A 24,887-nucleotide genomic window follows, 5' to 3' on the forward strand; every position below is an offset into this window, starting at 1 on the left:
AACCTCTCGCAAACCATATGTGAACGAACACTCACTCACTGTTGCACCGGTGTTAGTCGTGGGCTATGGGCCGTGTCAAGTGAGGATGAGTACGAGATGGCTTCGGCGGCGAAGGCGAGAGAGCAACGGGCGCGTGATCGGCGCCAGACGTTGATCGACGCCGCGCGCGCGCTGTTCGTGAAGCAGGGTTTTCACCAGACCGGCATGGCGGAACTCGCTGCCGCGTCCGGTATAAAAATGGGCCAGATCTACCGAGACTTCGACAGCAAGGACGATATTATCGCCGCCATATGCGAGCAGGATATCTCTCTATTGTTGTCGGACGTCCGCTTGTTCGACGAATCAAGGATCGGCGGACCTCAGGCTTTGCGAACCTGGATCGAGGACTATGTCGCTCATCAACCTGGGCTGGACCAATGCAGGATGATGACGGAGATTTCGGCAGAGGCCGGAAGAAACCAACGCGTCGCACACATTCTGATCGACTTGGAATCCCGACTGCTGACGAAGCTTGATTCCACTCTGAACGCCCTGACCAATGGTGAGATCGAGCCCATCGTTCGCCTGCGCATCGTCAAAATTATGTTCGCCCTGAACCTGGGCCTCATGATCCAGAGAGCGGCACAGCCCGAGTTTGACACCACAGGCGCCCTGCGTCCGGCGATGGACCTGATCCTCGGCGAACTCGAACGCCAGATGCTCCATAAATAGGCTCAGCAAGCTGTAACTAGGCTTCACGCCGGGCGATCAAGTCCGGCTTCGTCGCCGCCGTAGAAGCCAGTTTGGCCCGCACGGGAGCAGCTGACCCTCCGCCTGTTCTGGCTCGGCGCTTCGCCGCAGTCTATTCGGCCCGCGGCGGCAGCCCAGCGGCGCGCGTCATCGCATTTGAGGAAGGTCTCGCTTATATAGCGACCCTCCCTTCTGACCTGGGCCCGAGCGTCACCAATCAACATTTTGTTTTCACTGAACAATGCCTACAAATCAAGCACGTAGATTGGCCGTGGCCCCGATGATGGACTGGACGGATCGGCATTGCCGCGCCTTCCATCGGGCCCTGACGACGCGCGCCTTGCTCTATACGGAGATGGTGACGGCGCCGGCCGTGCTGCACGGAGACCGGGATCATCTGCTGGGGTTCGACGCCGTCGAACATCCGGTCGCCCTACAGTTGGGCGGGTCCAATCCGGCGGAACTGGCCCAGGCGGCCAGGGTCGGGGCGGCCTATGGCTATGACGAAATCAATCTGAACGTGGGCTGCCCGTCGGACAGGGTCCAGTCCGGCAAGTTCGGCGCCTGTCTGATGCGCGAGCCGGAACTGGTGGCCGACTGTATGGCGGCGATCAAGGACGCCGTCACCGTTCCCGCCACCGTCAAATGCCGGATCGGCGTCGACGATCAGGACCCGGCGACCAGTCTGTTCGCCATGGTGGACGCCTGCGCCGCCGTCGGGATCGAGGTCTTCATCGTCCATGCCCGCAAGGCCTGGCTGCAAGGCCTGTCGCCCAAGGAAAACCGCGACGTGCCGCCGCTGGATTACGAGCTGGTGCGCCGGCTCAAGCGCGAGCGACCGCACCTGAACATCTCGATCAACGGCGGGATCGCTGATCTGGACGAGGCCGAGGCCCATCTGGCGCAAGACGCAGACGGCGTTCGGCTGGACGGCGTCATGCTGGGTCGCGCCGCCTATCATGAGCCGGCCCTGTTGGGTCAGGCGGACCGACGCCTGTACGGGGCTGATACGGCGGATGTGGACGCCTTCGCCGCGCTGGAGCGCTATCGTCCCTATGTGGCCGCCCGTCTGGACGAGGGGGTGCGCCTGCCGGCCATCACCCGCCACATGCTGGGCCTGATGCACGGCCGCCCCGGGGCGCGGGCGTTCCGCCGTATCCTGACGGTCGAGGCGATCCGACCCGGCGCCGGGCTGGAGGTGTTGGATCGCGCCGCCGACGCCGTGCGAGAGGCCGAGGCGCGTCGCGAAGACGCAGCCTAGGCTGGCGCTCAAAGAGCTTGATAGATTCAGTCGCTTAGCGCCACCCTCACACGCCGGCAGAGCCGCAGGGCGCGGCACGCCCCTTTCTGGCCACAAGTTAACGCGACAAAACCGGCGCCGGCGGCGTTGGGAGCCGGTGCTTTCATGAGCAAATCGGATGATCGGCGCTTCCGCTGCCTTCGCCATTCTGTGGGCCGCCGTGTCTTCGCTGTCGAGCGAGCCGGTCCCTTACAATGTCGTTGTCGCGGCGGATGAAGCCAGGGTTGAAACCCCGGCGCCCGAGATCGGTTCTACCGACGCCTCGTCCGAAATCGAATTGAGCCTCAGCCCAGACCAGGCCGAACTGATGGCCGGAGACCCTGATTGGCGCGCGTCGGCGCGCCTCTATCATGCGGGCGGCGGCGGCGCGACGGGCAACGACTCCCTGGGCTGCCGACCGATCGCCATGCGCACGGTCGCGGTCGATCCCCGCGTCATTCCCCGTCGCACCAAGCTGTTCATCCGCGAGACGGTCGGTCTGCGTCTGGCCGACGGCTCGATCCACGACGGCTACTGGTATGCGTCGGACACCGGCGGCGCCATCAAGGGCCAGAAGGTCGATCTGTTCACCGGACATGGCCGCGGCTCCATGGCCCAGGCCCGTCGCCTGAACATGCAGACCCTGACCATCGCCGACGCCGGCCGGTTCGACGGCTGCCCCCCGGCCTGGGAAGACGCGTCCAACTGATCGGGTCGCGAAACGAAAAACGCCGGCGCGCCTCGCGGCCGCCGGCGTCTTTGTGTTCGCCCTTGTGGTCGAGCCCTAGTCCAGTTCGCTGACCTTCAGCGTGGACTGCACCATGTCGTCCCCGTAGGTCCCGACCCAGACGTCATAGCGACCGCCCTGCGGATTGGTGATCAGCACCTTGGGGTTCACCCCGCCGCCGCTGTCGTCGTCGCAATACCAGCGGCCGTTGGGGGCGTTGATCAGCAGGGTGGTGTCCTCGGACGCCTCGACCAGGAAGGTCAGGTCCATGGAGCCGGGCTCGAAGAAGATCTGATAGTCCGCCGCCGCGCTGACCTTGCCCTCGCAGCCGGCCTTTGCGCTTGCCGCCGGGATCGAGCCGCCAGCCAGGATCGCCTTCTCGTGCGGGTCAGGCGTGAAACCGGTTTCCAGGCTCACCGAGCCGAAATTGGGATCCAGACCGGGGTCCGGCGCACCGGCATCGCTCGCATCCGATCCACCCAGTTCGCTGATCTCCAGCGTCGACTGCACCATGTCGTCGCCATAGGTGCCCAGCCAGATGTCGTACCGCCCGCTCTCGGGATCTGAGATCAGCACCTTGGGGTTCACGCCGCCGCCGCTGTCGTCGTCGCACAGCCATTGCCCGCCCGGCGTATTGACCAGCAGGGTCGTGTCCTCCGACGCCAGCGCACGGATGGTCAGGTCGAACTCCCCGGCTTCGAAATTCAGTTGCAGGTCCGGGGCGGCGCTGACCGAGCCTTCGCAGCCCGACCGCGCGGCCGAAGCGGGCACGGAGCCGCCGGCCAGGATAGACTGGGTCCACGGATCCGGCGTGAAGCCGGTCTCCAACGCGACCTCGCCATAGTTGGGATCAAGCGTGAAATCCGGCTTGGCGCTGCTCTTCTGCGCGACGCTGACGCCGGGCGTGAGCACAAGCGCGGCGCTGGCCGCAATGGCGATAAGCTTCATGGACGATCTCCCTCCCCTGCGGTCTTGCGCCGCAGGACGATCCTATCCGCTTCCGCCGCACGGCACAGCTTCAAATCACAGCAGCTGTGTTCAGAACTGCCGTCGGCCGGACGCCGTCTCGAAGAACAGACGGAAGTCGCCCATCAGGCTCCACAGCGGATATTTGAACGTGGCCGGCCGGTTCTTTTCGAAGAAGAAATGGCCGACCCAGGCGAAACCGTAGCCGACCAGGGGCATGGCCAGAAGCCACCAGGGGTTCAACGTCAACACGAAGGCGACGAAGGCCAGGATCACCAGACCGGTGCCCACGACGTGGATCCGCCGACAGGCCCGGTTGGAATGCTCATGGATGTAATAGGGATAGAAGGCCTCGAACGAGGCGTATCGTCCCTGGGGTTCGGACGGCGTGTTCATGGGCGGAGGGTGCGCCGGTATAGAGCGGGTGGCAAGTCCGGGATCAGAAGGGCCGCCGACCGGTTACGGTGTCGAAGAACAGGCGAAAGTCGCCCATCAGGCTCCAGACGAAATGGCGCAGCCCCAACGGCCGGTTCTTCTCGAACACGTAATGGCCCACCCAGGCGCTCGCGGCGACCGCTGGGAAAATGGCAAGCCATATTGGATTCAGGGTCAGCAGGCCGGCCGGAACCGCGAGGATCATCAGTCCCGTCCCGATGACATGAATCCGCCGAGACACGCGGTTCTGATGCTGACTAACGTAGAAGGGATAGAAGGCCTCGAACGAGGCGTATCGTCCCTGGGGGTCGGACGGCGTGTTCATGAGCGGAGGGTGCGCCTCCGCCCATGATCAGGCAAGTCTCAGCCCTTGGGCTTGCCCTTGAAGCCTTCCTTCTTGAAGCCCGGCTTGGCCTTGAACGGCTTCTTGGCGAACGGCTTGTCGCCGGCCGCGTTGGAGCGCGGGTTGGCGCCGCCGCCATCGGACTTCGGCGCCCAAGGCTTCTTCTTGAACGGCGGGCGGGCGTCGCCCTCGCCGCCGTCGGCGCGCTTGTAGGGGGTCTTCTTGAACGGACGATCGCCTTCGTCGCGGTTCGACTTGCCGGAGAAGCGGCCGGCCTTCATCGAGCCCGGGGTCGGGGCTTCCGACGCCGTGATCTTGACCTCGTCGTTCGAGGCGGCGACGGCCTCGCGGAAGGCCTTTTCGTGGGTCTTGGCGATCTCGAACCGGGTCTCTTCCGGGAAGGTGCGGATGGCGCCGATCTGGGGCTTGGAGATGCCGCCGATGCGGCAGATCAGCGGGATCAGCCATTTGGGGTCGGCGTTCTTGTTGCGGCCCACGTCCAGGCGGAACCAGACCACGTCGTCCGCGCCCAGGCGGTCGCCCGGCCAGGGTTGGGCGGCCGTGCCGTCTTCGTTGCGCACGGTGCGCTCGCGCTTGACGGGGCTGCGATCCGAGCCCGGATCGGACAGTTCTTCCGGCGCCGGCTGCTCCTTGCGCAGCAGACGCACCAGGGCGGCGGCGATCTCGTCGGGCGTGCGCTCGGCGATCATCCGCTTGGCGACGATCATGTCCTCGTCGGACACGTCGGCCTCGAAGAACTCGGGCGACAACAGACGGCCTTCGTCGGCCTTGCGGATCTCGTCGAAGGTCGGGGCGCCGGACCAGACGGCGTCGATACCGGCGTCGTCCATCAGACGCTCGGCCTTGCGGCGGCGCGAATGCGGCACCAGCATCACGGACACGCCCTTCTTGCCCGCCCGGCCCGTCCGGCCCGAACGGTGCAGCAGGCCGGCGCGGTTCATCGGCAGTTCGGCATGGATGACCAGGCCCAGATCGGGCAGGTCCAGACCGCGCGCAGCCACGTCGGTGGCGACGCAGACGCGGGCGCGGCCGTCACGCAGCGCCTGAAGCGCGTCGGTGCGTTCGCGCTGACCCATCTCGCCCGACAGGGAGACGGTCGAGAAGCCGCGCTCCAGCAGAGAGGCCTGGAGGTGGCGCACGGAATCCCGCGTCGAGCAGAAGACCATGGCGCGCGGCATCTCGTACCAGCGCAGGGTGTTGACCACCGCGTGCTCGATCTCGTTCGGGGCGATGCGATAGGCGCGATATTCGATGTCGGCGTGCTGGCGCGTCTTGTCGGTGGCGTCGATACGCACCGCGTCCTTCTGGTAGCGCTTGGCCAGGGTGACGATTTCGCGCGCGATGGTGGCCGAGAACAGCAGGGTGCGGCGTTCGGCCGGCGCGTGGTCCAGGATGAACTCCAGGTCCTCGCGGAAGCCCATGTCCAGCATCTCGTCGGCCTCGTCGAGGACAGCGACCTTCAGCTCGGACAGGTCCAGGTTGCCCCGGTCGATGTGATCCTTCAGGCGGCCGGGCGTGCCGACGACGATATGGACGCCGAAGCCCAGGGCGCGCGCTTCACGCCGCGCATCCATGCCGCCGACGCAGGTGGCGATCTTGGCGCCGGAGTCGGCGTACAGCCATTGCAGCTCGGCCGCGACCTGCATGGCCAGTTCCCGCGTCGGGGCGATGGCCAGGCACAGGGGCGCGCCGCCCGGACCGAAGATCGGCTTGTCGCCCAGCAGGGTGGGGGCTGCGGCCAGACCGAAGGCGACCGTCTTGCCCGAACCGGTCTGGGCCGAGACCAGCAGGTCGCGTTCGGCGTATTCGACTTCCAGGACGGCGGCCTGGACCGGGGTCGGTTCGGCATAGCCCTTGTTGACGAGAGCGCGGTCGAGCGCGGGATGGACGGCGGGAAAGGGCATCGGCTACCTGGAATGACGAACAAGGGCGGTCGCCGAAACGACCGCGCCCGGCCGAGGACAGACCTCAGGCCGGGCGAATAATGGGCGCTCTATACACGGATAAAGGCGCAAGCGGGGCGGAAAACGCCGTTCACCCTGTTTGTTGCGGGGGCGTTGACCGGGACGGGTCCAGAGTGCGGGCTGAAGGAGACCGCCCATGCAGGCCATGTCTGTCGCCGCCGCCGGAATGCTCGGCGCCCAATCCCGGTTCGAGGCCAGCGCGCGCCGCACTGCGTCTGCACCGCTCGACAATCTCGCCGAGGAAACTGTCGAACGCATCCAGGCCAAAACCGCCTTCACCGCCAACGCCGCCGTGGTGCGCACTGCGGACGAGATGAGCGGGAGCCTGCTGGACATGCTGGCCTAGCTGTCGGTCGCCGGCTCAGGCCCCAGGATGCGCCGGATATAGGGCCAGGCCCTGGCCACGGCCGAGATCACGCCGACCAGGCTGGCGAAGAACTGGAAGCCTGCCCAGACGGCGCTGAACACCGCGCCGCCCAGGAACAGCTCGGACAGGGGATAAAGCACGGAGGCGATCGCGATCTGGAAATCGGCATAGGCCACCGAATATTCGATCGACCGGTCGGCGAAGAAGGCGATCACCACCGCCGCCGACACCGGCGACCAGAGCAGAGGCAGGACCAGCAGCACAGCCGCCAGCAGCACCGCCAGCTTGGTCCCCAAGGTTCGGTCCGACAGAAAACTGGCCACCACGCCCACGCCGAGGATCAGGGCGACCAGGGCCAATAGAATCGGCAAAACCAGATCCGCCGCCGCCATCAGGTCCATCAACAGCATGCCGACCAGTATGGCCGCGCCGCTGACCAGGAAGCCCGCCACCCACAGGGCGGCGTACTGGCTGAACCGCTGCTTCAGATGACCGATGTCGAACATGGCGTTCCCTGACGACGCCTCCCCCGAGGCCGCTTAAGGATACTCGCCTTCAGCGCGAAGTCGACTCAGAGAACGGCGGTCGATCCAATATCGTGACCTTCGGGTTCGGCGAAGGACGTCAAAATTCCTCCCAGCCGTCCGCCGCAGGCGTGGTCTGAACCTTGGGCGCCGCCCCGCCGCGGCCGATGGTCTTCAGGGCGGCAGCCATATGGTTCGAGTGGGCCGGCGCGAGCGCCTTGGGCGCGGAACGAGGCGCGGCGACGGGCGCGGGCGCGCGGGTCGCCTCGCCCAACTTGAACTGCGCCATAGAGGCTTGCAGCGCCTCGGCGTCCTGGGCCAGGGCCTGGCTTGCGGCGGTCGATTGTTCGACCATCGCAGCATTCTGTTGGGTGACCTGGTCCATCTGGTTCACAGCCGTATTGACCTGGGCCAGGCCGACAGCCTGTTCCTGGGCCGAGGCGGCGATGTCCGAGACCAGGCCGTCGATCTCGGCGACCCGGTCCACGATCCTTTGCAGGGCCTCGCCGGTCTGGCCGACCAGTTTCACGCCCGAGCCGACCTGGGTCGTCGAGGTCGAGATCAGGGTCTTGATTTCCTTGGCCGCATCGGCCGAGCGCTGGGCCAGGGCGCGCACTTCGGAGGCCACGACGGCGAAGCCGCGACCGGCCTCGCCGGCCCGCGCCGCCTCGACGCCCGCGTTCAGGGCCAGCAGATTGGTCTGGAAGGCGATCTCGTCGATGACGCCGATGATCTGGCTGATCTGGCTTGACGAGCCCTCGATGGCCTGCATGGCCTCGACGGCGTCACGAACGATGACGCCCGAGGTCTCGGCGTCGCCCTTGGCCGCCTGAACCACTTCCGAGGCCTGGCGAGCGCCCGAGGCGGTCTTGTTCACGGTGGCGGTGATTTCGTCCAGGGCCGCAGCGGTTTCTTCCAGGGAAGCGGCCTGTTGTTCGGTGCGGCGCGACAGGTCGTCGGCGGCCTGCGAAATCTCGCCGGCGCCGGAGCGGATGCTCGCCACATTGCCCAGGACCACGCCCATGGCCTGCTGCAACTGAGCGATGGCGGTGTTGAAATCGGTCTTCAACTGTTCGGCGCGCGACGCCACAGCTGTGGTGAAACGGTGGGTCAGGTCGCCGTTCGACATGGCGGACAGGCCTTCGGCCAGGGCCGTCAGGGCCACCCGGTCCTCCTCGGCGACCCGCGCCTTCTCGGCCTCGTTGGCGCGGTGCTCGGCTTCGCTGACGGCGCGCTGAGACTGAGTTTCGGCCTCGAGCCGGATCTTTTCCGCCGCATTGTCGCGGAAGGTTCCGACGGCGATGGCCATGCGGCCGATCTCGTCGCCCCGCCCTTGGGCGGGAATAGTCACATCAAGGTCGCCGCCCGCCAGCCGGTCCATGGCGCGGGTCATGGCGACAATCGGCTGACTCAAGGCCTTGACAAGCCACAGGGTCATCGCCCCGGCGACCAGCAAGGCCAGAATCCCTCCGACGATCAGGGCGGCATAGCCGGCCCGGAACGCCCTCTTCTTGTCGGCCTCTCTCTGGCTCAGAACACGCTGCGCCGCCTCATCCACAGCCGCAACCGCGGCGCGGATATCATCCAGCCCCGCCGTCTGCAGCATCTGCTCCCCCGCCTGTGGCCGGGTCGCCGGGTCGCGGGCCAGGTCCATCAGGCTTTCGGACTGTTGGTGGAAGGCTTTCGTGGCGGCGCTCAACACCCGATGCTGGGCGGCGTAGACGTGGGTCGGGTCGCTGGCGTCCAGGGCCGCGACCGCCTGGTCGAACGCCGTCTTGCGCGCCGTATAATCTTGAAGAGCCTCGTCACGCCCCGTCACCACAAAGGCGCGCATGGCGTTCTGTTCTTCGACCGCCGCAGCCAGGGCGTGGTTTGCGGCTTCGCTGATCTTTCGCGCGGATCCTTCCGCCGTGTCGGACTGCTGCAGCGTCACCAGGCTGAACAGAACCACCAGGGTCGCCACCCCGCAAGCGCTCATCATCGCCCCCAGAGCAATCATGAGCTTGATGGATATCGACAGGGACCTGAACACGTCCGCCTCCGAGCACTAAGTTGGTTCAGGGTCTTAGGAGCTACTCCTTACCAAACCTTCTAAGGCACAGCTTCCATCGTCGCCTTTTCGGGCAGATGGAAAAAGTCCACGAACCGTTCAAAGACGCGGACATCGCCCTTAGTCGCCAGACCGTCCTCCGCCTCCAGCACCCGCAGCGGAACCTTAGCATAGACCGCCGCCGCGACCTGTTCCGGCCGGGCGGTCAGGGTGACGTCCGCATCCTCGACGCCCCCCCGACACGCCTCCAAAATCCCGTCCGCGATCTCGACGCGGAACGACGTCTCGTCAAAGACGAACCCGAGCACCATGGCGGCCTTCCCGGCCCGACCGGCGTTGAACATCGTCTTGAACGACAGCATGATCGAGACCGCGCTGATCGGCAGGGTCGGATCATGTTGGGGCGAACGGGCGGCCCAGCGGCCCAAAACAAGGAAGACCGGCTCGATCTCACTCCCCCAGTCCGTCAACTCATAGACCTGGACAGAGGCCGGCGGCGGCAGCTTGCGGCGACGCACCACGCCCGAGGCTTCCAACCCCTCCAACCTCTGGGTCAGCACATTGGCCGAGATCCCGTGCAGATCCTTCCGCAGATCGCCGAACCGGCGCGGGCCCAGCATCAGTTCACGCACGACCAACAGAGCCCAGCGCTCGCCGATCAAATCCAGCCCATGCGCCGCCCCACAGGCGTCATGATATCGACGCCCCGCCTTAGTAGTTACTTTTTCTAACTTCATAGTTGACTATTTTAATCTCTCGCGGCACGGTTCGCAAACATAGGGAGAGGAAAGACGAATGACCCAGCTGATTTTCATCAATCTGCCCGTCGCCGACCTGAACCGGTCCATCGCCTTCTATGAAGCGGTCGGCGCCACGAAGAACCCGATGTTCAGCGACGATACGGCGGCCTGCATGGTCCTGTCGGACGTGATCCACGTCATGCTGCTGACCCACGACAAATGGCGCACCTTCACGGACCGCCAGATTCCCGACGCACACGCCTCCGCCCAGATGCTGCTGTGCCTGTCGCGCGACAGCCGCAACGCGGTCGATGCGGTGGTGGCCCAGGCCCGGGCGGCCGGCGGGGCGGGGGACCCGAACAAACCTCAGGACTACGGCTTCATGTATGGCCGCAGCTACGCCGACCCGGACGGTCATATCTGGGAGACCATGTGGATGGATCCCGCCGCCATCGCCGCCGGCCCCGAAGCCTTCGCCGCCCATGAACTGACGCCCGCCTGACCGGAAGACCGACATGTCCGATCACTTTGAACTCAGTGTCACCCGCCTGATCCAGGCCTCGCCCGAAGCCGTGTGGAAGATCTATGTCGAGCGGACAGGCGAATGGTTCTGCCCCCGTCCCTGGACCACGCCCGTCGTCGATTGGGACCTGCGTGTCGGCGGCCGCGCCAATGTGGAGATGGCCTCGCCCGAGGGCGAGCGCCACGCCTATTCCGGCGTCTTCCTGGAGGTGGTCCCCGGCCGGCGGCTGGTCTCGACCGGCGCCATGACCGAGGGCTGGGTTCCTCAGCCGGGCGAGATGAACTTCGTCCGTATCGACACCTTCGAACCCGAGGGCGACGCCACCCGCTACACCGCCGTCGCCCGCCACTGGGACGAAAAGGCGATGCAGACCCACCGCGCCATGGGCTTCGAACAGGGCTGGGGCGCCGTCGCCGATCAACTGGCCGAACTGGCCGAAACCAACAGCTGAGGAGAACGACCATGACCTATGTGACCGGCTTCGTGACCCCTGTGAAAACGGCCGACAAGGACGCCTATCTGAGATGCGCCCAGGCCGCCGCGCCCATCTTCAAGGAGTTCGGCGCCCTGGCCGTCGTCGAGAACTGGGGCGTGGATATTCGCGACGGCAAGCTCACCGACTTCAAGATGGCGGTGAAGCTTGAACCCGACGAGACCGTGGTCCTGTCCTGGATCATCTGGCCCGACAAGGCGACCGGCGACGCCGCCGAGAAGAAGATGATGGAAGATCCCCGCTTCCACGAGATGGAAATGCCGTTCGACGGCAAGCGGATGGTCGTCGGCGGCTTCGAGACGATCTTCGAGGCCTGATGCGTTCAGGCGCGCGCGGCCTTGAGCGCCGCCGTCAGGCCTTTGCGGCGCTTAGCGTGGCTGCGCTCCAGGTCCGCGCGTTCGGCTTCCAAGGCTTTCAACCTTTCGGCCAAGGCCGCGTCAGCCTCTTGATAGTCGGCGTCTAGCGTCTCCAGCTCGGCCTGCAGACGCTCGATCTTGACGATCCGCGCCCGCGATGGGCCGGCGGCCTTCTTCGGCTTTGCCGCCTTGCCGATCTTGCCGATGTCAATGGACAGGCCGCGCTCGATCACCTCGCCCGGCGCGGCCAGGGCCGCGTCATAGTCGGGGCCGCCGCTCAGCTCGCTGGCCAGGCCGGTGGCGAACAAATCCTGCTTCGATCCCCAGGCCTCCAGCGCCTTGGGTCGCGAGCTGACCGCGACCGTGAAGGCGTGAAATCCGTCCGACCAGGTGAAGACCTTCAACCTCGGCGCCATACGACCGTCCCTCCGGCGACCGGATCGGCGCCTTAGCGGCAGAAACGCGTGTCGGTCGCTTCCAGATGCAGGTGGTCATAGTGGACGGCGTTGTAGTCGGGGCTCAGCACCGTGCCGAAGATACGGCAGGCGTCGTCGCGGATGCGGCGCAGGAACCTGGCCTCGGGCGCGTCGCCTTTCCAGTCGGCGGTGACGCTGATCCGCCGCCCGTCGCGCAGTCGCACCCCTGCGAAATCCAGCGCCGCCGCCTGGGCGTGGGCGCTGATCCGGGTCGAGCCGGCGCCATTGTTCACATTGCGACAGGCGTAGGCGCCCATGTGGTCGATCTGGACCACATCCGAGCCCAGGATCTCGCGCGCCGCCGGCTCCAGCGACTGCCGCCGCCATATGCTCAGCGCCAGGGCCGTCTGGCAGGTCATCTGCACATCCCCCGGCGCCATCCGCGCCACCGTGCCCATGTCGGCGCCCAGCACTCCGCCCTGGCTCAAACCGCAGACGGCGGAGTTCTGGCGGTCCGGCAAAGGACTGAAGCGAACGCGCGCCGCCGTCAGCTGGGCCATGCACCGCCCCAGCTCGCCACCCTCGCGCACCACCGCGCCCTGCGTCCCGCCGTCAATCGGCCGGTCGATCAAGCCCCCGACCAGGGGCGCCGCCGATTGACCCGGATAGGGCGAGGGCCGCAAGGGTTCGGGCGCGCGGCGTATACAGCCGCTCAGGACGGCCAGCACAGCCAGACCCGCCAGGAGACGCGTCAGGAAAGGGGTCGAGGACATGGCCTCATCTCCTATCCGATTCCCGACGAAACACAGGTCACGAGGCGGAGAGCCGCCTATCGCCGTTCCGCCTGCCCGCCTGCCGCTCTGCACCGGTCCGAACAGAACCGCACCTGATCCCAGTCGCGCGCCCACTTCTTGCGCCAGGCGAACGGCAGGCCGCAGGCGACGCACAGCTTTTGCGGCAGATCGGCCTTGGCCGGCGCGCGGCCCAGATTGACGTGTTTTCGACCCATGCGGGGGCCTCCACGAGAAAGGGCGGCCCCGTCGGAGCCGCCCCTGATCGTCTTCAGCTGTCCAGGAAGGACCGCAGTTTGCGCGAGCGCGAAGGGTGTTTCAGCTTGCGCAGCGCCTTGGCCTCGATCTGGCGGATCCGCTCGCGCGTCACCGAGAACTGTTGGCCGACTTCTTCCAGCGTGTGGTCGGTGTTCATGCCGATGCCGAACCGCATCCGCAGCACCCGCTCCTCGCGCGGCGTCAGGGACGCCAGCACGCGGGTGGTGGTCTCACGCAGGTTCGACTGGATGGCGGCGTCGATGGGCAGGACGGCATTCTTGTCCTCGATGAAGTCGCCCAGGTGGCTGTCTTCCTCGTCCCCGATCGGGGTTTCCAGCGAGATCGGCTCCTTGGCGATCTTCAGGACCTTGCGCACCTTCTCCAGCGGCATGGCCAGCTTTTCAGCAAGTTCTTCCGGGGTCGGCTCGCGGCCGATCTCGTGCAGCATCTGGCGGCTGGTGCGGACGATCTTGTTGATCGTCTCGATCATATGGACCGGGATCCGGATGGTCCGCGCCTGGTCGGCGATGGAGCGTGTGATCGCCTGACGGATCCACCAGGTGGCGTAGGTCGAGAACTTGTAGCCGCGGCGGTACTCGAACTTGTCGACCGCCTTCATCAGACCGATGTTGCCCTCCTGGATCAGGTCCAGGAACTGCAGGCCGCGGTTGGTGTATTTCTTGGCGATGGAGATCACGAGGCGCAGGTTGGCCTCGACCATTTCCTTCTTGGCTTGCCGTGCTTCGCGCTCGCCCTTCTGCACCGTCTGGACGATGCGGCGATAGTCGTCGATCGGCAGGCCGGCTTCCAGGGCCACGGCGGCGACGTCGGCGCGGATGGTGGCGATCTGGCTAGCCTCGTTGTCGCTGAACTTGGTCCAGCGCACGCCCTGGTCCTTAATCCGCTCGGTCCAGGTCGGATCCAGCTCGGCGCCGAAATAGGCCTTCAGGAACTCAGGCCGCGAAATGCCGTAGCTGTCGGCCAGGCGCAGCAGACGGCCTTCCAGACCGATCAGGCGCTTGTTGATCGCATAGAGCTGCTCGACCAGGGCCTCGATGCGGTTGTTGTTCAGCTTCATCGTCTTCAGACGATCCGAGATGGATTTCGTCAGCGTCTGATAGGCCTTGGCGTCCTTGGTGCTCAGCACCTCGCCCTTCAGGCGGGTCTGGACCAGCTTGTCCTGCAGGCTGCGGAACTCGCCAAAGTCGGCGGCGATGAGGTTCAGAACCTCCATCACCCCGTCGCGCAGTTCGGCCTCCAGGGCCGAGATCGACATGCCGCCGCCGTCGTCGAAGTCATCGTCGTCATCGTCGTCGGATTCAGGCTTGTCTTCGGCGGCCGGCTTTTCCTCGGCCTCTTCTTCCTCTTCGCTCTCCGGCTGGGCGGCGCCCGGCAGGGACGAGGGATTCAGCACGCCGTAGGTCGCGTCCAGGTCGATGACCTCGCGCAGCAGGATGCGGTTGTTCTCCAGTTCGTCGCGCCACACCATGATGGCCTCGAAGGTCAGGGCGCTTTCGCACAGACCCGAGATCATGGCGTCGCGGCCGGCTTCGATCCGCTTGGCGATGGCGATTTCGCCCTCGCGGCTCAGCAGTTCGACCGAACCCATCTCGCGCAGATACATCCGCACCGGGTCGTCGGTGCGGTCATAGGCGGCCTTGGCGGGCGCTTCGGCCACGGCGGTTCCGGCGGCGGCGGCGACGTCGGTGGACTGCTGCTCCTGCGCATCCTCCTCGGCCTCGACGACGTTGACGCCCATTTCCGACAGCATGGCCAGGGTGTCTTCGATGGCGTCCGGGGTGACTTCTTCCGAAGGCAGGACCTTGTTCAGCTCCTCCATCGTCACATAGCCGCGCGCCTTGGCCTGTTTGATGAATTTCTTGACGCCGGCGTCGGTCAGATCGAGCAGGGGCCCGTCGGTCGTAACCTCGGCGTCCTGCGTCTCGGTCTGTGCGTTCATAGTCAGTTCGTCTCCAGCCGGAGGGGGTGATCAATCCACCCCGGCGAAAAATACAATGCCTGGCGAGGCGTAAGGTTACGCGCCCGCGCTGTCTTCCCAATTCTTCTCGGCCTGATCGCACGTAGAAGCACATTCCGCACGACCCGTGCCGGCGGAACCCTTCATCCTGCCCTGGCGCATCTCACGCCAGGACCGAGGCGTCGAACGCCTGCGACCATCGGACCCTTGCCTCGGCGAGGGGCGCATTTGCGGCCTGGAATGGCGCGCCGGACTTCGCCGCCGCCTTCTCGACCTCGCGCACTAAGGCATCATGACCCGATTGCGCCAGATGGCGTCGCAACCGGGCAGAGTCAAGCGCATCCGCCTCAATCGGCGCGCCTCAGACCAGGGTGGTCCAGAAATCGGGTGCCGCGAACGAACGCGTGATGGCGTCTCGCTCGGCCTTCAGCCGCACCAGGGCGTCGATGCCTGTGCCCTGGCCCATATCCTGTTTGGCGGTCTCGATGGCGCGCGACAGGGCGGCCAGATGCGTCATCAGGCCGAACACCTTCAGCCAGTGCGCGCGCGATTCCGCCACGGTCAGGTCCGACGACAGGAAGGAGGCGCCCGACTTGGACGCCGCCTTCTCGATCTCCTTCAGCAGGGGATCGAAACCGGAATCGCGCAGCCGATGCCGCACCACCGCCGCGTCCGACGCCTGGCCCGACAGGCGCAGCCGCACCAGTTCCTGGGCCAGCCCCTCCAGCGCGGCGTCGCCGAAACCCTGGACGCTGACCTCTTCCAGATGATCGTCCAGCCGCTCGATGTCGTCGATGGCGGCATAGGCCAGGGCCGCCGCGACCGGACTAACCGCCCGGAACAGCGACTGCATCGCCTGGGCGCCCTCGACCGTCTGGCCCAGTTTCGGCGGCGGGCCGAAACGCCCCCGCCCCTGCCCCGGCGTCCACGGCGCGCGCTGGGGGGTGCGCGGAAACAGGGCGTCGAACCGGTCGAACAGGTCGCGGCGGTACTGTTCCGCCAGATCCTTGTCCTGAATGGCCGAGGCGGCGGTTCGCAATCGCGCCTTGAACCCGGCCTTGCGCTCGGGCGTGTCCAGCGGCTCGACGTCCTGTTCGCGGCGGAACAGCACTTCGGCGAAACCGTGGGTGTCGGCCAGGGCCTGGCGCAGGGCCGGCGCCCCCTTGTCGCGCAGGATGTCGTCGGGATCCTGCCCGCTGCTGAGCAGCGAGAACCGGAACGACCGTCCCGGCTTCAGCAGCGGCAGCGACCGTTCGATGGCGCGATAGGCGGCACGCAGCCCCGCCGCATCGCCGTCGAAACACAGCACCGGCTCATGGCTGACCCGCCACAGCCGCTCCATCTGTTCTTCGGTCAGGGCCGTGCCCATCGGCGCCACGGCCGGCAGGCCCGCGCGTTGGCAGGCGATGACGTCCATATAGCCTTCGACAACGATGATGGCCTGGTCGTTCTTGCTCTCCGCCCCCAGGATGCGCCGCGCCTCGGGCAGGCCATAGAGGGTGGCCCCCTTGTGAAACAGCGGACTCTCCGGACCGTTCAGATATTTGGCCCGGTCATCGGGATTCATGGCCCGGCCGCCGAAACTGACGATCCGCCCCCGCGCGTCCAGAATGGGGAACATCAGCCGATCGCGGAACCGGTCATAGGGCTGGCCGCCGCTGTCGGGCGAGATCAGCAACCCGGCCTCGACCAGTTCCGCCGGTCGCGCCCCGCGCTGGACCAGGGCCTGTTTCAGCCCCTCGCGGTCATTGGGCGCATAGCCCAGGCCGAACCGCTCCCACTGATCCTCAGGCAGGCCGCGTTTCTCGAGGTACTCGCGCGCCGCCTTGCCCGGTGTACGGCGCAGATTGGCGGCGAACCATTTCTGGGCCAGGTCCATCCAGTCCGACAGACCCTGACGCTTCTGCTCGCGCTCAGCCTCCTTCGGGTCTTCGGCCGGCAGTTGCATGCCCGCCTCACCGGCCAGCCGCTGCACCGCCTCGACGAAGCTCAGCCGCTCGGTCTCCTGCAGGAAGGAGATGATGTCGCCGTGTTTGCCGGACGAGAAGTCGTGGAAGAAGCCCTTGTCGTCATTGACGAAGAAGGACGGCGACTTCTCCTTCGAGAAGGGCGACAGACCGACATATTCCCGCCCCTGCCGCTTGAGCTTCACCGTCCGCCCGATCACGTCGGACGGGCGAAGGCGGGCCTTCAGTTCATCGATGAATCTTTCGTCGAAACGCACCCGGCGATCCATAGCGCCAGCGGAGCGCACAAGCGACTCTCGTTGAAAGGCAGCAGCGCTTGACTCGACTAGTTTGATATTTAAAGTAGTCACATCGCAATGGAGACAGTTCATGACCGATGCCCCCTATCGCAAAGACGACGACGATCTCGCCTACCTCAAACGATTGGCGGTTGCTGGTCGCGGAGAGCCGGCGCCTTTTCTGCTTCTGATCGCCGTATTCGGTGGCGCCTATGGTTTTGCGCTTCTCGCGATCCTGGGAGCCTTCATGATCGAGGGATTGCCCAAGCCGGGCTCTCCTGTCGAAGGACCAATCTCCAACTTCGTAGGCAGCTGGGCCATCGTAACGTCCCATCTGGCATTCTTCGGAACCCTGGCTTGGACTGCCTGGCGCACCCTCGGCCCGAACCGGGTTCGCCTCAGCCGAACAGCCTCCGCGACATGGTCCGCCAGCTTCGTGTCCTTGATCGTGACCTATGTCGTCTTCCGCATCTACACGCGCGACGAGCCCTTGACCGACGCCGTTCATACCAGCCCCGTCATGCTTTCGGTCATCCTGGTCCTTTGGGGCGCGGCATGGTGGATCACCGCCCTGTCAAGCGATCGGCGATGGCTCTTTCTGGTGGCGGTCGGGAGCTTCGCAGCGGCAGGAGGGTTGGCTTGGTCCCGTCTAGAGTCTCTGATTGCCCTGCCGATCATCTGCGCCAGCCTGATTTTCCTCGCCTTCGTTCCGGCCGTCGTTCTGATGTGCGAGAAGCGGAGGTGACTGCACACGCCGTCGTCGATCCCGCCTTCGCTCACCAGATACGAGCGGGAGTGATGGCCTATCTGTCGGCCGCAGAGGCCGCTGATTTCACCGAACTCGCTCTGGCCCTGGCCGTCCCTAACAATAGCCTGTCCAGTCACCTGTCGCGACTAGAGGACGCCGGATACATCGAATTGAGACGAGGTTTCATTGGCCGCAAACCGCGAACCCGCGTGGTCCCGACCGACGCCGGACGAGCGGCGTGGATGTTATATCTGGATGAGCGGAGCAGGATCGAATGACTGTCGGAGAACGATCAGGCGGTTCGTCCGGGCATCCCCCGAGGTCCGAACGAACCGCCGCATCGCAGAAGGCGTAAACCGCAGCGTCCCCCAACGCCTTGGCTTAACGAAGTCCTAACGCCTCGCGGACCTGCATCTGACGTTCACTCGCACCGACTGTCGAGAGGGCGACGACCGGCGTGATGCGGATCGTGGCCGGACTGTGTCTTTCTCGCCGCGCCTGGTTTTTGTCACCGGCGCCCGAAGGGCACCACCTTGTTGGCGTAGTCATGCCCAATATCGGCGGACCCCAGGAATTCTATGCCCGATCTCAGGCACCAGTAGCGAACGATCTCATCCGGAGACTGGCCGAAATCGGGATCATTTGGCGTGACATCAGAAACACGTCCCAGGCGAATTCCAGCCACACGTCGGATAGAGTCCTGTCCCGTCAAGTGAAACATCATTCGGTCAATCCGGTAGGCCGCCTCCGACACCTCCTCCAGCATCAGGACATGGCCGGACAGATCGGGCTCCAGGTCCGTGCCCAGCAACTGGTCAATGATGGTCAGGTTGAAGGCGACGGCCGGCCGGGGGTCGGTCGCCAGCGACGGCTCGATCCAGTCCGTCCGTCCGGTCGTCAGCCAGGCCAAGGCGCCTTTCGCCGTCGCATCGTCCCGCACCGAATCCGAGGCCATCGGCCCGTGCGCCAGATGTTCGAACCCGGCCTTGTACATCCCCGCCAGCAGGCTGCCCGCGTCGGAATAGCCCAGATACCGCTTCTTGCGGGCCACGGCGTTCAGGCGCGGGATGACCGACTCAGCGATGCGGCAGGATCCATAGCCGCCGCGCGCAAACCAGATGGCGTCGATGCGCGGATCATTGGCGAACTCGACGAAGGCGTCCGCCCGCGCCCTGTCGTCGCCGGCGAAATGGCCGTGTTTCAGGAAACAGGCGGGGTGAAACACCACCGCCACGTCGCGATCCGGATGGTGCTGCGCCATCCAGGCCTCGACCGCCTCGGCCCGCTCCTTGGAGAAGCGCGAACTGGCGCAGACCACGCCGATCTTGAAGCTGTTGCTGTTCACGTCCGTCTTCTTCGCCGAATATTGCAATCCGCCTCTGGCGGATCGGCCCGATCCCCTGTTCTAAGGGGGCATGAACCAAGACGCCTCCTATTTCTTCTGCGGCATCGGCGGGTCGGGCATGTTGCCCCTGGCCCTGATCGTCCAGGCCCTGGGCCACCGTATCGAAGGCTCCGACCGGGCGCTGGACCAGGGCCGTACGCCCGAGAAGTTCGACTGGCTGCGCGCCCACGGCGTGACCCTGCACCCCCAGGACGGATCGGGCGTGACCCGCGCCGCACAGACCGTGGTGGCCACCGGCGCGATTGAAGAGACTGTGCCCGATATCGGCGCGGCCCGTCGCGTCGGCGCCGTCATCAAAACCCGACCCCAGTTGCTGAGCCAGTTGTTCAACGCCGCCCCGACCTCGGTCGGCGTAGCCGGCACCAGCGGCAAGTCCACCATCACCGGCATGATCGCCTGGATCCTGAGCCAGACCGACCGCAATCCCACCGTCGTCAACGGGGCGGTGATGAAGAATTTCGCCGACGCCGATCATCCGTTCGCCAGCGCCCTGGTCGGCGGGCCCGATCTGTTCGTGGCCGAGGTGGACGAGTCCGATGGCTCCATCGCCGGCTACGACCCCACCGTCGCCGTCGTCTCCAACATCTCGCTGGATCACAAGTCGATGGAGGAGCTGCGCGACCTGTTCGGCGGCTTCACCGCCCGCGCGACCACGGCGGTGCTGAACCTCGACAATCCCGAGACGGCGGCCCTGGCCCAGACGCTTCCGGCCGGCAAGGCGATCACCTTCGCCCTAGGCGAAGAAAAGGCCGACCTGTCCGCCCATGACCTGGTCCCCCTGCCGACCGGCATGAAGTTCCGCCTGATCGAAGGCTGGAGCGAATATGACGTCGTCCTGAACGTCCCCGGCGCCCACAATGTCGCCAATGCCCTGGCGGCCCTGGGCGCGGCCCGGGCGCTGGGCGTGCCGACTGCCGAGGCGGTCAAGGCGCTGGAGACCTTCGCCGGCATCCGTCGCCGGATGGAGGTGGTCGGGACCGTCAACGACATCACCGTCATCGACGACTTCGCCCATAACCCGGACAAGATCGCCGCCACCCTGAAGACCCTGCACGCCTTCGACGGCCGTCTGCTGATCCTGTTCCAGCCGCATGGGTTCGGCCCGCTGAAACTGATGCGGCAGGAATTCATCGACGGCTTCGCCGGCCTGATGCGCGAGACCGACGTCCTGCTGATGCCCGAGCCGGTCTATTACGGCGGCACCACCGACCGCAGCGTCGGCTCCGAGGACATCGCCGCGGGCGTCCGCGCCGCCGGCCGTCAGGCAGAGGCTCTGCCGACCCGCGCCGACTGCGGCGACCGGATCGTGGAGTTGGCGCAACCGGGCGACCGGATCATCGTCATGGGCGCCCGCGACGACACCCTTTCCAGCTTCGCGGCTGACCTGCTGGGCCGACTGGATCAGTCGGCCGGCTGATAGACCCGGACGTAGTCGACCTCCATCCGCTGCGGGAAGACGGCGTCATCGACGCCCTCCTCGCCGCCCCAGGTTCCGCCCACGGCGACGTTCAGGATCAGATGGAACGGCTTGTCGAACGGCCAGGTCTCCACATTCCGCGCCTGATCATTGGCGAAGCGGTGGAAGGGCTGGTCGTCGATCAGGAAGATGATCTCGTTCGGCGTCCAGCGCACCTGATAGCGGTGAAAGGCGTCGCAGGCGTCCGCAACCTGGCGCGTCGCCGTGCTCTGGGTGCCCTTCACATGATTGTAGGCCTCGGTGTGGATCGAGCCGTGCACCACGCCGGGACGATGGCCGACATGCTCCATGATGTCGATCTCGCCGCCGATGGGCCAGCCGGCCGCCTTTTCGGGCAACATCCAGATGGCCGGCCAACTGCCGCGTCCGCAAGGAATCTTGGCGCGCGTCTCGATGAAGCCGCGTGACCAGGCGGTGGTCGAGATCATCCGCGCCGAGGTGTAGGCCTGTCCGCCCCAGTCGGCCGGAGGCGGGTTGAGGGTCTCTCGCCGCGCCTCGATGATCAGCACGCCGTCCTCGATGCGGGCGTTCTCAGGCCGAGCGGCGGAATAGTACTGCAGCTCCTCGTTATACCAGCCGGTCTTGTTGGCCTGGGTGTCGTATCGCCACTTCGAGGCGTCGGGCAGGCCGTCGCCAGAGAATTCGTCGGACCAGGTCAGGACGTATCCAGACGGAGCGGCGGACGTTTGCGGCAGGGTCGAAATCGCCGCCGCCAGCAGCATGGAAATCATCGGTTCCTCCCTTTCTTTGCGCTATTGATGGCAGGAAGGCCCGGCGGGCGGCAGCCCTAATAGACGTCGCGCCGGTAACGACCGGTTTCGAGCAGGTCCAGCAGAACCTCGGCGCCCAAGGCAGTCTCCAGCGCCGCATGAACACCTGCGGCCATGCCCTCCAGACTGCCGCAGACATGAATCGTGGCGCCGCGACCGATCCAGTCGCGCAGTTCGTCCGTCGCCCCGGCGACCAGATCCTGCACATAGCGGCCGTCGCCCGGATCGCGCGAGAAGCTCCGGTCCAGCCGACGCAGCACGCCCGTCTCCAGCCAGGCCTGAAGCTCGGCATCGAAGAATGCGTCATGCGCCCGCGTCCGCTCGCCGAACAGCAGCCAGGCCCCGCCCCCGGCCGAGCTCCGCGCCTTCAGGTGCGCCCGCAGTCCCGCTATCCCTGTGCCGTTGCCGATCAGGACCATCGGCGTCTCGTCCGCCGGCCCGTGGAAGCTGCGGTTGGTCCTCAGCCGCATGCCGATCTCGTCGCCGACCGCCAGATCCTGGGTCAGCCAGCCGGACGCCAGGCCCGGCGTTCCATCCGGATGACGCATCAGCCGGATCAGGCACTCGACCCGGCCGTCCGAAGGCAGGGAGGCGATGGAGTATTCGCGCGATCCAGGCGCTACCCCGTCGCGTTCCGGCAGTCCCACTTCTGCGATGTCCCCCGCCGCCCAGTCCGGCGCAGACCCGACCGGTTCGAACGCCAGGTGATAGGCCGCCCCGCCGGGGCTGCCCGGATTGACCAGGGTCCGCTCGACCAGTCGCCACGGATAGAAGGCCGCCGGCGCCCAGTCGGGGGCCCCGACGCTGCCGGTGATCTGGTTCAGCTGGTGCTGCCAATGGCGGATCGCCCCGGCCTCGCCGTTGTCGACCTCGACCGTATCGAACAGGGGTTCGGCGCCCGATCGCCGCAGCCAGCCGTCCACCGCGTGGCCGAAGCCGCAGAACTGGTCATAGCTGCGGTCGCCCAGCGCCAGCAGCCCGAACCTCAAGTCCGCCAAGTCCGCCGCCTCGCCCATCAGTTTGCGCACGAACCGGGCCGCACTGTCGGGCGGATCGCCCTCGCCGGTCGTCGAGACGATCAGCAGGGCCCGCGCCGCCGCTTTCAATGCCGCCTCATCCAGATCGGCGAACGACAGCACCCGCACCCCGACGCCGCCGTCCTGCAAGGCCTTGGCCGTCATCCAGGCCAGTTCCTCGGCGAAGCCCGTCTGGCTGGCGAAGGCCACCAGAACCGCCTCGCCCTGCCCGGCCATGGCGTCCGACCGCGCGCGCGCCGCCGCCTTGGCCCGGCGCTCACGCCAAACCACAAAGCCCACCAGGACCAGCCACAGAGCCACCGCCCCGGCGGCCCAGAGCCAACGCATCGGGTCGCCTGTCACCAGGGCTCTTCCATCATGGCGGACAAGGCCGGCGTCATCCGCTCCACCGGCCCACGCGGCGTCCGCTCGACGAACAGGGCCGCCAGACCGATGGCCTCGGCATGTTCAGGCCCGTCGAACGGGCCCATGACCGTCAAGGCCGTGGCATAGGCGTCCGCCTTCATGGCCGAGGGGTGCAGCACCGTCACCGAAGCCACAGCGTTGGTCACCGGCCGCCCCGTCGAACCGTCGATCGTATGCGGATAGACCCGTCCATTATGTTCAAAGGCGCGGCGATAGTCGCCGCTGGTCGCCATGGCCATATCGTACAGGGCCGCCACGGTGCGCGGCTCGGTCGAGCCCTCGACCCGTTCGATCTCGACCCACCAGGGCTGGGCGTCCGGCTTGACGCCGCGCCCCTTCAACTCGCCGCCGATCTCGACCAGGTGCGAGGTCGCCCCTATGGCGGTCAGCCGGTCCGAGACCCGGTCCACCGCATAGCCCTTGGCGATGCCGGAGAAGTCCAGCTTCATCCCGCCCATCTGCATCAGGCCGCGCGCGTCGCGGTTCATCCGCAGCCGGCGCCAGCCCGACACCGCCAGCGCCGCCTCGACATCTTCGTCGGACGGCACCGGCAGAAGCGCGCCGCGCGGCCCCGGCGGGCCGAATCCCCACAGATCGACCAGGGCGCCCAGGGTCGGATCGACCGCGCCATTGGTCTCGTCTCCCAGGTCCATGGCCGCGTCCAGCAGGCCCCAGAAGGTCTCGGACACCGACCACATGCCTTCGGGCGCGGCGTTGAAGCGACTGATCTCGCTGTTCGGCTCCCAGGGGCTGAAGGCGGCGATCACCGCCGCCAACTCCTGTTCGATGGCAGCCCGCGCCTCGACCGGCCCCAGCAGGGGCGGCCCGATCAGGCGCACGCTCCACGTCGTGCCCATGGTCTGGCCGTCCAGCGCCAGCACCACGTCGCCGGGCGGACGGGGCGGAACCCCGTCCATCGGCGGAATCAGAACCCGGTTGTCGGCGCGGTCCGCGAGCGGAACCGGGTCGCCGAGCGTGACCGTGGGCGGAGCGGCGCGGGATCCGCGCGAGAAGGGACTGTCAGACATGCCCGTGGCTTAGGGCAGGACTTCCATCACCGCCACATAGCTGGCGTTCGACCCCAGGGTCTCGCCCTGGGCCGGCGCGCGGACCGAGGCGTTCAGCCAATACAGGCCGGCTGCCGGCCAGGTGACGGTGAAGGCGCCGTCAGCGCCGGTCTTGACCGTCATCTCTTCGGGATTGTCACGATAACGCAGGCCGCCGCGCGCGATGGTCACATCCAGATCGGCGGCGGGTTGACCGTCCTTCATCAGCTTGAAGGTCGCGGCCTCGCCGGCGGCCAGGTCATTGGGATGGGTCACGGGCACCAGCTCCAGACCCTCGCCCGTCGGCTTGAACACGGTCTCGGTCGCGTTGTTCAGGGTGACGAAGGTCTCGATCCGGCTGGCGGTGCGGGTCGCCTGGACCTCGGTCGCGCCTGCCGGCAGGGCCGCAGGAAACTCGGCCGCGGTTCCGCGCCAGCGCTTCTGTTCACCGTTCAGCTTGTAGCTGGCCATCACGCCGCCCATGACATTGGCGATCTTGTAGGTGCCGTTCTGCGTCAGATGGACGTCGAAGGTGGTGCGGTACTGGCCCTGCATCAGGTGCTCGGGCTGAACGGCCGAGCCGTCCGGCGCGGTCACGACCAAGCCGTTCATCCGCATGGCGGCGTGGTCGGGGATGAAGACCCCGTTCGACATGCCGGCGTCGAACCCGACCCAGGCGTCATTGCCCGAGAGGCTGGTCGAGGTCGGCGCCATCCAGGCGCGGTGGGCCTGGGCGGCCATGGGCGCAGCCAGGGCGGCGGCGAGCGTCAGCAGAGCGATCGTCTTTTTCATGG

Annotated in this window: 27 protein-coding genes; 10 read left to right on the plus strand and 17 right to left on the minus strand. The window is 66.5% G+C overall.

Annotation, left to right across the window (positions count from 1 at the left end):
- Window positions 1-96 precede the first annotated feature (96 nt).
- The 3 genes from ACW17X_RS09470 (at window position 97) to ACW17X_RS09480 (ending at window position 2,717) form a co-directional block, all read left to right on the plus strand.
- Window positions 97-711, plus strand: a complete 615-nt coding sequence (locus tag ACW17X_RS09470) for a TetR/AcrR family transcriptional regulator (protein WP_492096920.1) — start codon at window positions 97-99, stop codon at window positions 709-711.
- A gap of 259 nt (window positions 712-970) precedes the next feature.
- Window positions 971-1,990 (plus strand): tRNA dihydrouridine(20/20a) synthase DusA, encoded by a 1,020-nt coding sequence (gene dusA / locus ACW17X_RS09475; RefSeq protein ID WP_492096921.1) that lies wholly within the window; start codon window positions 971-973, stop codon window positions 1,988-1,990.
- Between the two features lie 157 nt (window positions 1,991-2,147).
- Window positions 2,148-2,717, plus strand: a complete 570-nt coding sequence (locus tag ACW17X_RS09480; protein WP_492096922.1) for a 3D domain-containing protein — start codon at window positions 2,148-2,150, stop codon at window positions 2,715-2,717.
- A gap of 75 nt (window positions 2,718-2,792) precedes the next feature.
- On the opposite strand, the gene ACW17X_RS09485 is transcribed toward ACW17X_RS09480, so the two are convergent.
- From ACW17X_RS09485 to ACW17X_RS09500, 4 genes are all read right to left on the minus strand, one after another.
- Window positions 2,793-3,683 carry a hypothetical protein gene (locus tag ACW17X_RS09485; RefSeq protein ID WP_492096923.1) on the minus strand — a complete coding sequence of 297 codons (891 nt, stop codon included), beginning with the start codon at window positions 3,681-3,683 and terminating at the stop codon, window positions 2,793-2,795.
- 90 nt (window positions 3,684-3,773) lie between these two features.
- Entirely contained in the window at window positions 3,774-4,097 is a 324-nt protein-coding gene (locus ACW17X_RS09490; protein WP_492096924.1) for an Mpo1-like protein, read from the minus strand.
- A 43-nt stretch (window positions 4,098-4,140) separates the two neighbouring features.
- Complete coding sequence (locus ACW17X_RS09495) at window positions 4,141-4,461, minus strand: Mpo1-like protein (RefSeq protein WP_492096925.1); 321 nt, start codon at window positions 4,459-4,461, stop codon at window positions 4,141-4,143.
- A gap of 38 nt (window positions 4,462-4,499) precedes the next feature.
- The gene (locus tag ACW17X_RS09500) at window positions 4,500-6,404 is read right to left on the minus strand and encodes a DEAD/DEAH box helicase (protein WP_492096926.1); all 1,905 of its coding nucleotides are present in this window, start codon (window positions 6,402-6,404) and stop codon (window positions 4,500-4,502) included.
- A gap of 196 nt (window positions 6,405-6,600) precedes the next feature.
- Here ACW17X_RS09500 and ACW17X_RS09505 point away from each other — a divergent pair, with 196 nt between their 5' ends.
- A complete protein-coding gene (locus tag ACW17X_RS09505) occupies window positions 6,601-6,810 on the plus strand; it encodes a flagellar basal body rod C-terminal domain-containing protein (protein ID WP_492096927.1) in 210 nt (69 codons plus the stop codon).
- Here ACW17X_RS09505 and ACW17X_RS09510 read toward each other — a convergent pair.
- The 3 genes from ACW17X_RS09510 to ACW17X_RS09520 all read right to left on the minus strand — a co-directional run bounded on the left by ACW17X_RS09510 (window position 6,807) and on the right by ACW17X_RS09520 (window position 10,142).
- Window positions 6,807-7,337: a hypothetical protein gene (locus ACW17X_RS09510; RefSeq protein ID WP_492096928.1), complete on the minus strand. Its 531-nt coding sequence runs from the start codon at window positions 7,335-7,337 to the stop codon at window positions 6,807-6,809. The genes ACW17X_RS09505 and ACW17X_RS09510 overlap by 4 nt on opposite strands.
- A 118-nt stretch (window positions 7,338-7,455) precedes the next feature.
- Window positions 7,456-9,336, minus strand: coding sequence for a methyl-accepting chemotaxis protein (locus ACW17X_RS09515; RefSeq protein ID WP_492100458.1), 1,881 nt, complete (start codon window positions 9,334-9,336; stop codon window positions 7,456-7,458).
- Window positions 9,337-9,446: 110 nt separating this feature from the next.
- Window positions 9,447-10,142, minus strand: coding sequence for a winged helix-turn-helix transcriptional regulator (locus ACW17X_RS09520; protein ID WP_492096929.1), 696 nt, complete (start codon window positions 10,140-10,142; stop codon window positions 9,447-9,449).
- Window positions 10,143-10,200: 58 nt separating this feature from the next.
- Here ACW17X_RS09520 and ACW17X_RS09525 point away from each other — a divergent pair, with 58 nt between their 5' ends.
- From ACW17X_RS09525 to ACW17X_RS09535, 3 genes are read left to right on the plus strand one after another with little or no spacing between them, the layout of a single operon-like run.
- A complete protein-coding gene (locus ACW17X_RS09525; protein ID WP_492096930.1) occupies window positions 10,201-10,647 on the plus strand; it encodes a VOC family protein in 447 nt (148 codons plus the stop codon).
- Between the two features lie 13 nt (window positions 10,648-10,660).
- Window positions 10,661-11,119 (plus strand): SRPBCC family protein, encoded by a 459-nt coding sequence (locus ACW17X_RS09530; protein ID WP_492096931.1) that lies wholly within the window; start codon window positions 10,661-10,663, stop codon window positions 11,117-11,119.
- A gap of 11 nt (window positions 11,120-11,130) precedes the next feature.
- Entirely contained in the window at window positions 11,131-11,478 is a 348-nt protein-coding gene (locus tag ACW17X_RS09535) for a DUF1428 domain-containing protein (protein ID WP_492096932.1), read from the plus strand.
- A 5-nt stretch (window positions 11,479-11,483) separates the two neighbouring features.
- Here ACW17X_RS09535 and ACW17X_RS09540 read toward each other — a convergent pair whose 3' ends face one another.
- The 5 genes from ACW17X_RS09540 to dnaG all read right to left on the minus strand — a co-directional run bounded on the left by ACW17X_RS09540 (window position 11,484) and on the right by dnaG (window position 17,184).
- On the minus strand, window positions 11,484-11,933 hold the full coding sequence (locus ACW17X_RS09540) for a hypothetical protein (RefSeq protein WP_492096933.1): 450 nt from the start codon (window positions 11,931-11,933) through the stop codon (window positions 11,484-11,486).
- Between the two features lie 32 nt (window positions 11,934-11,965).
- Window positions 11,966-12,706 carry an extensin-like domain-containing protein gene (locus tag ACW17X_RS09545; RefSeq protein ID WP_492096934.1) on the minus strand — a complete coding sequence of 247 codons (741 nt, stop codon included), beginning with the start codon at window positions 12,704-12,706 and terminating at the stop codon, window positions 11,966-11,968.
- Window positions 12,707-12,762: 56 nt separating this feature from the next.
- Window positions 12,763-12,942: a DUF2256 domain-containing protein gene (locus ACW17X_RS09550; RefSeq protein WP_492096935.1), complete on the minus strand. Its 180-nt coding sequence runs from the start codon at window positions 12,940-12,942 to the stop codon at window positions 12,763-12,765.
- Window positions 12,943-12,995: 53 nt separating this feature from the next.
- Complete coding sequence (rpoD, locus tag ACW17X_RS09555) at window positions 12,996-14,942, minus strand: RNA polymerase sigma factor RpoD (protein WP_492096936.1); 1,947 nt, start codon at window positions 14,940-14,942, stop codon at window positions 12,996-12,998.
- 379 nt (window positions 14,943-15,321) lie between these two features.
- Window positions 15,322-17,184, minus strand: a complete 1,863-nt coding sequence (gene dnaG / locus ACW17X_RS09560; protein WP_492096937.1) for a DNA primase — start codon at window positions 17,182-17,184, stop codon at window positions 15,322-15,324.
- Between the two features lie 112 nt (window positions 17,185-17,296).
- Between dnaG and ACW17X_RS09565 the strand changes: the two genes are divergently transcribed.
- Together ACW17X_RS09565 and ACW17X_RS09570 are read left to right on the plus strand one after the other, a co-directional pair.
- Complete coding sequence (locus ACW17X_RS09565; protein ID WP_492096938.1) at window positions 17,297-17,950, plus strand: hypothetical protein; 654 nt, start codon at window positions 17,297-17,299, stop codon at window positions 17,948-17,950.
- Between the two features lie 50 nt (window positions 17,951-18,000).
- The gene (locus ACW17X_RS09570; RefSeq protein ID WP_492100459.1) at window positions 18,001-18,231 is read left to right on the plus strand and encodes a transcriptional regulator; all 231 of its coding nucleotides are present in this window, start codon (window positions 18,001-18,003) and stop codon (window positions 18,229-18,231) included.
- Window positions 18,232-18,461: 230 nt separating this feature from the next.
- Here the strand turns inward: ACW17X_RS09570 and ACW17X_RS09575 are convergent, their stop codons facing one another.
- Window positions 18,462-19,298, minus strand: coding sequence for an LD-carboxypeptidase (locus ACW17X_RS09575; RefSeq protein WP_492096939.1), 837 nt, complete (start codon window positions 19,296-19,298; stop codon window positions 18,462-18,464).
- 70 nt (window positions 19,299-19,368) lie between these two features.
- Between ACW17X_RS09575 and ACW17X_RS09580 the strand changes: the two genes are divergently transcribed.
- On the plus strand, window positions 19,369-20,775 hold the full coding sequence (locus ACW17X_RS09580) for a glutamate ligase domain-containing protein (RefSeq protein ID WP_492096940.1): 1,407 nt from the start codon (window positions 19,369-19,371) through the stop codon (window positions 20,773-20,775).
- Here the strand turns inward: ACW17X_RS09580 and ACW17X_RS09585 are convergent.
- The 4 genes from ACW17X_RS09585 to ACW17X_RS09600 are packed head-to-tail and all read right to left on the minus strand — an operon-like array spanning window position 20,760 to window position 24,885.
- Window positions 20,760-21,566 carry a glycoside hydrolase family 16 protein gene (locus ACW17X_RS09585; protein WP_492096941.1) on the minus strand — a complete coding sequence of 269 codons (807 nt, stop codon included), beginning with the start codon at window positions 21,564-21,566 and terminating at the stop codon, window positions 20,760-20,762. The two genes, ACW17X_RS09580 and ACW17X_RS09585, sit on opposite strands and share 16 nt — an antisense overlap.
- 56 nt (window positions 21,567-21,622) lie before the next feature.
- Window positions 21,623-22,969: a sulfite reductase subunit alpha gene (locus ACW17X_RS09590; protein ID WP_492096942.1), complete on the minus strand. Its 1,347-nt coding sequence runs from the start codon at window positions 22,967-22,969 to the stop codon at window positions 21,623-21,625.
- Window positions 22,970-22,980: 11 nt separating this feature from the next.
- Entirely contained in the window at window positions 22,981-24,075 is a 1,095-nt protein-coding gene (locus ACW17X_RS09595) for an FAD:protein FMN transferase (protein ID WP_492096943.1), read from the minus strand.
- Window positions 24,076-24,084: 9 nt separating this feature from the next.
- On the minus strand, window positions 24,085-24,885 hold the full coding sequence (locus tag ACW17X_RS09600; RefSeq protein WP_492096944.1) for a DUF4198 domain-containing protein: 801 nt from the start codon (window positions 24,883-24,885) through the stop codon (window positions 24,085-24,087).
- Window positions 24,886-24,887 lie beyond the last annotated feature (2 nt).

It is taken from the genome of Brevundimonas sp. FV1ye4L (genome assembly GCF_058681255.1).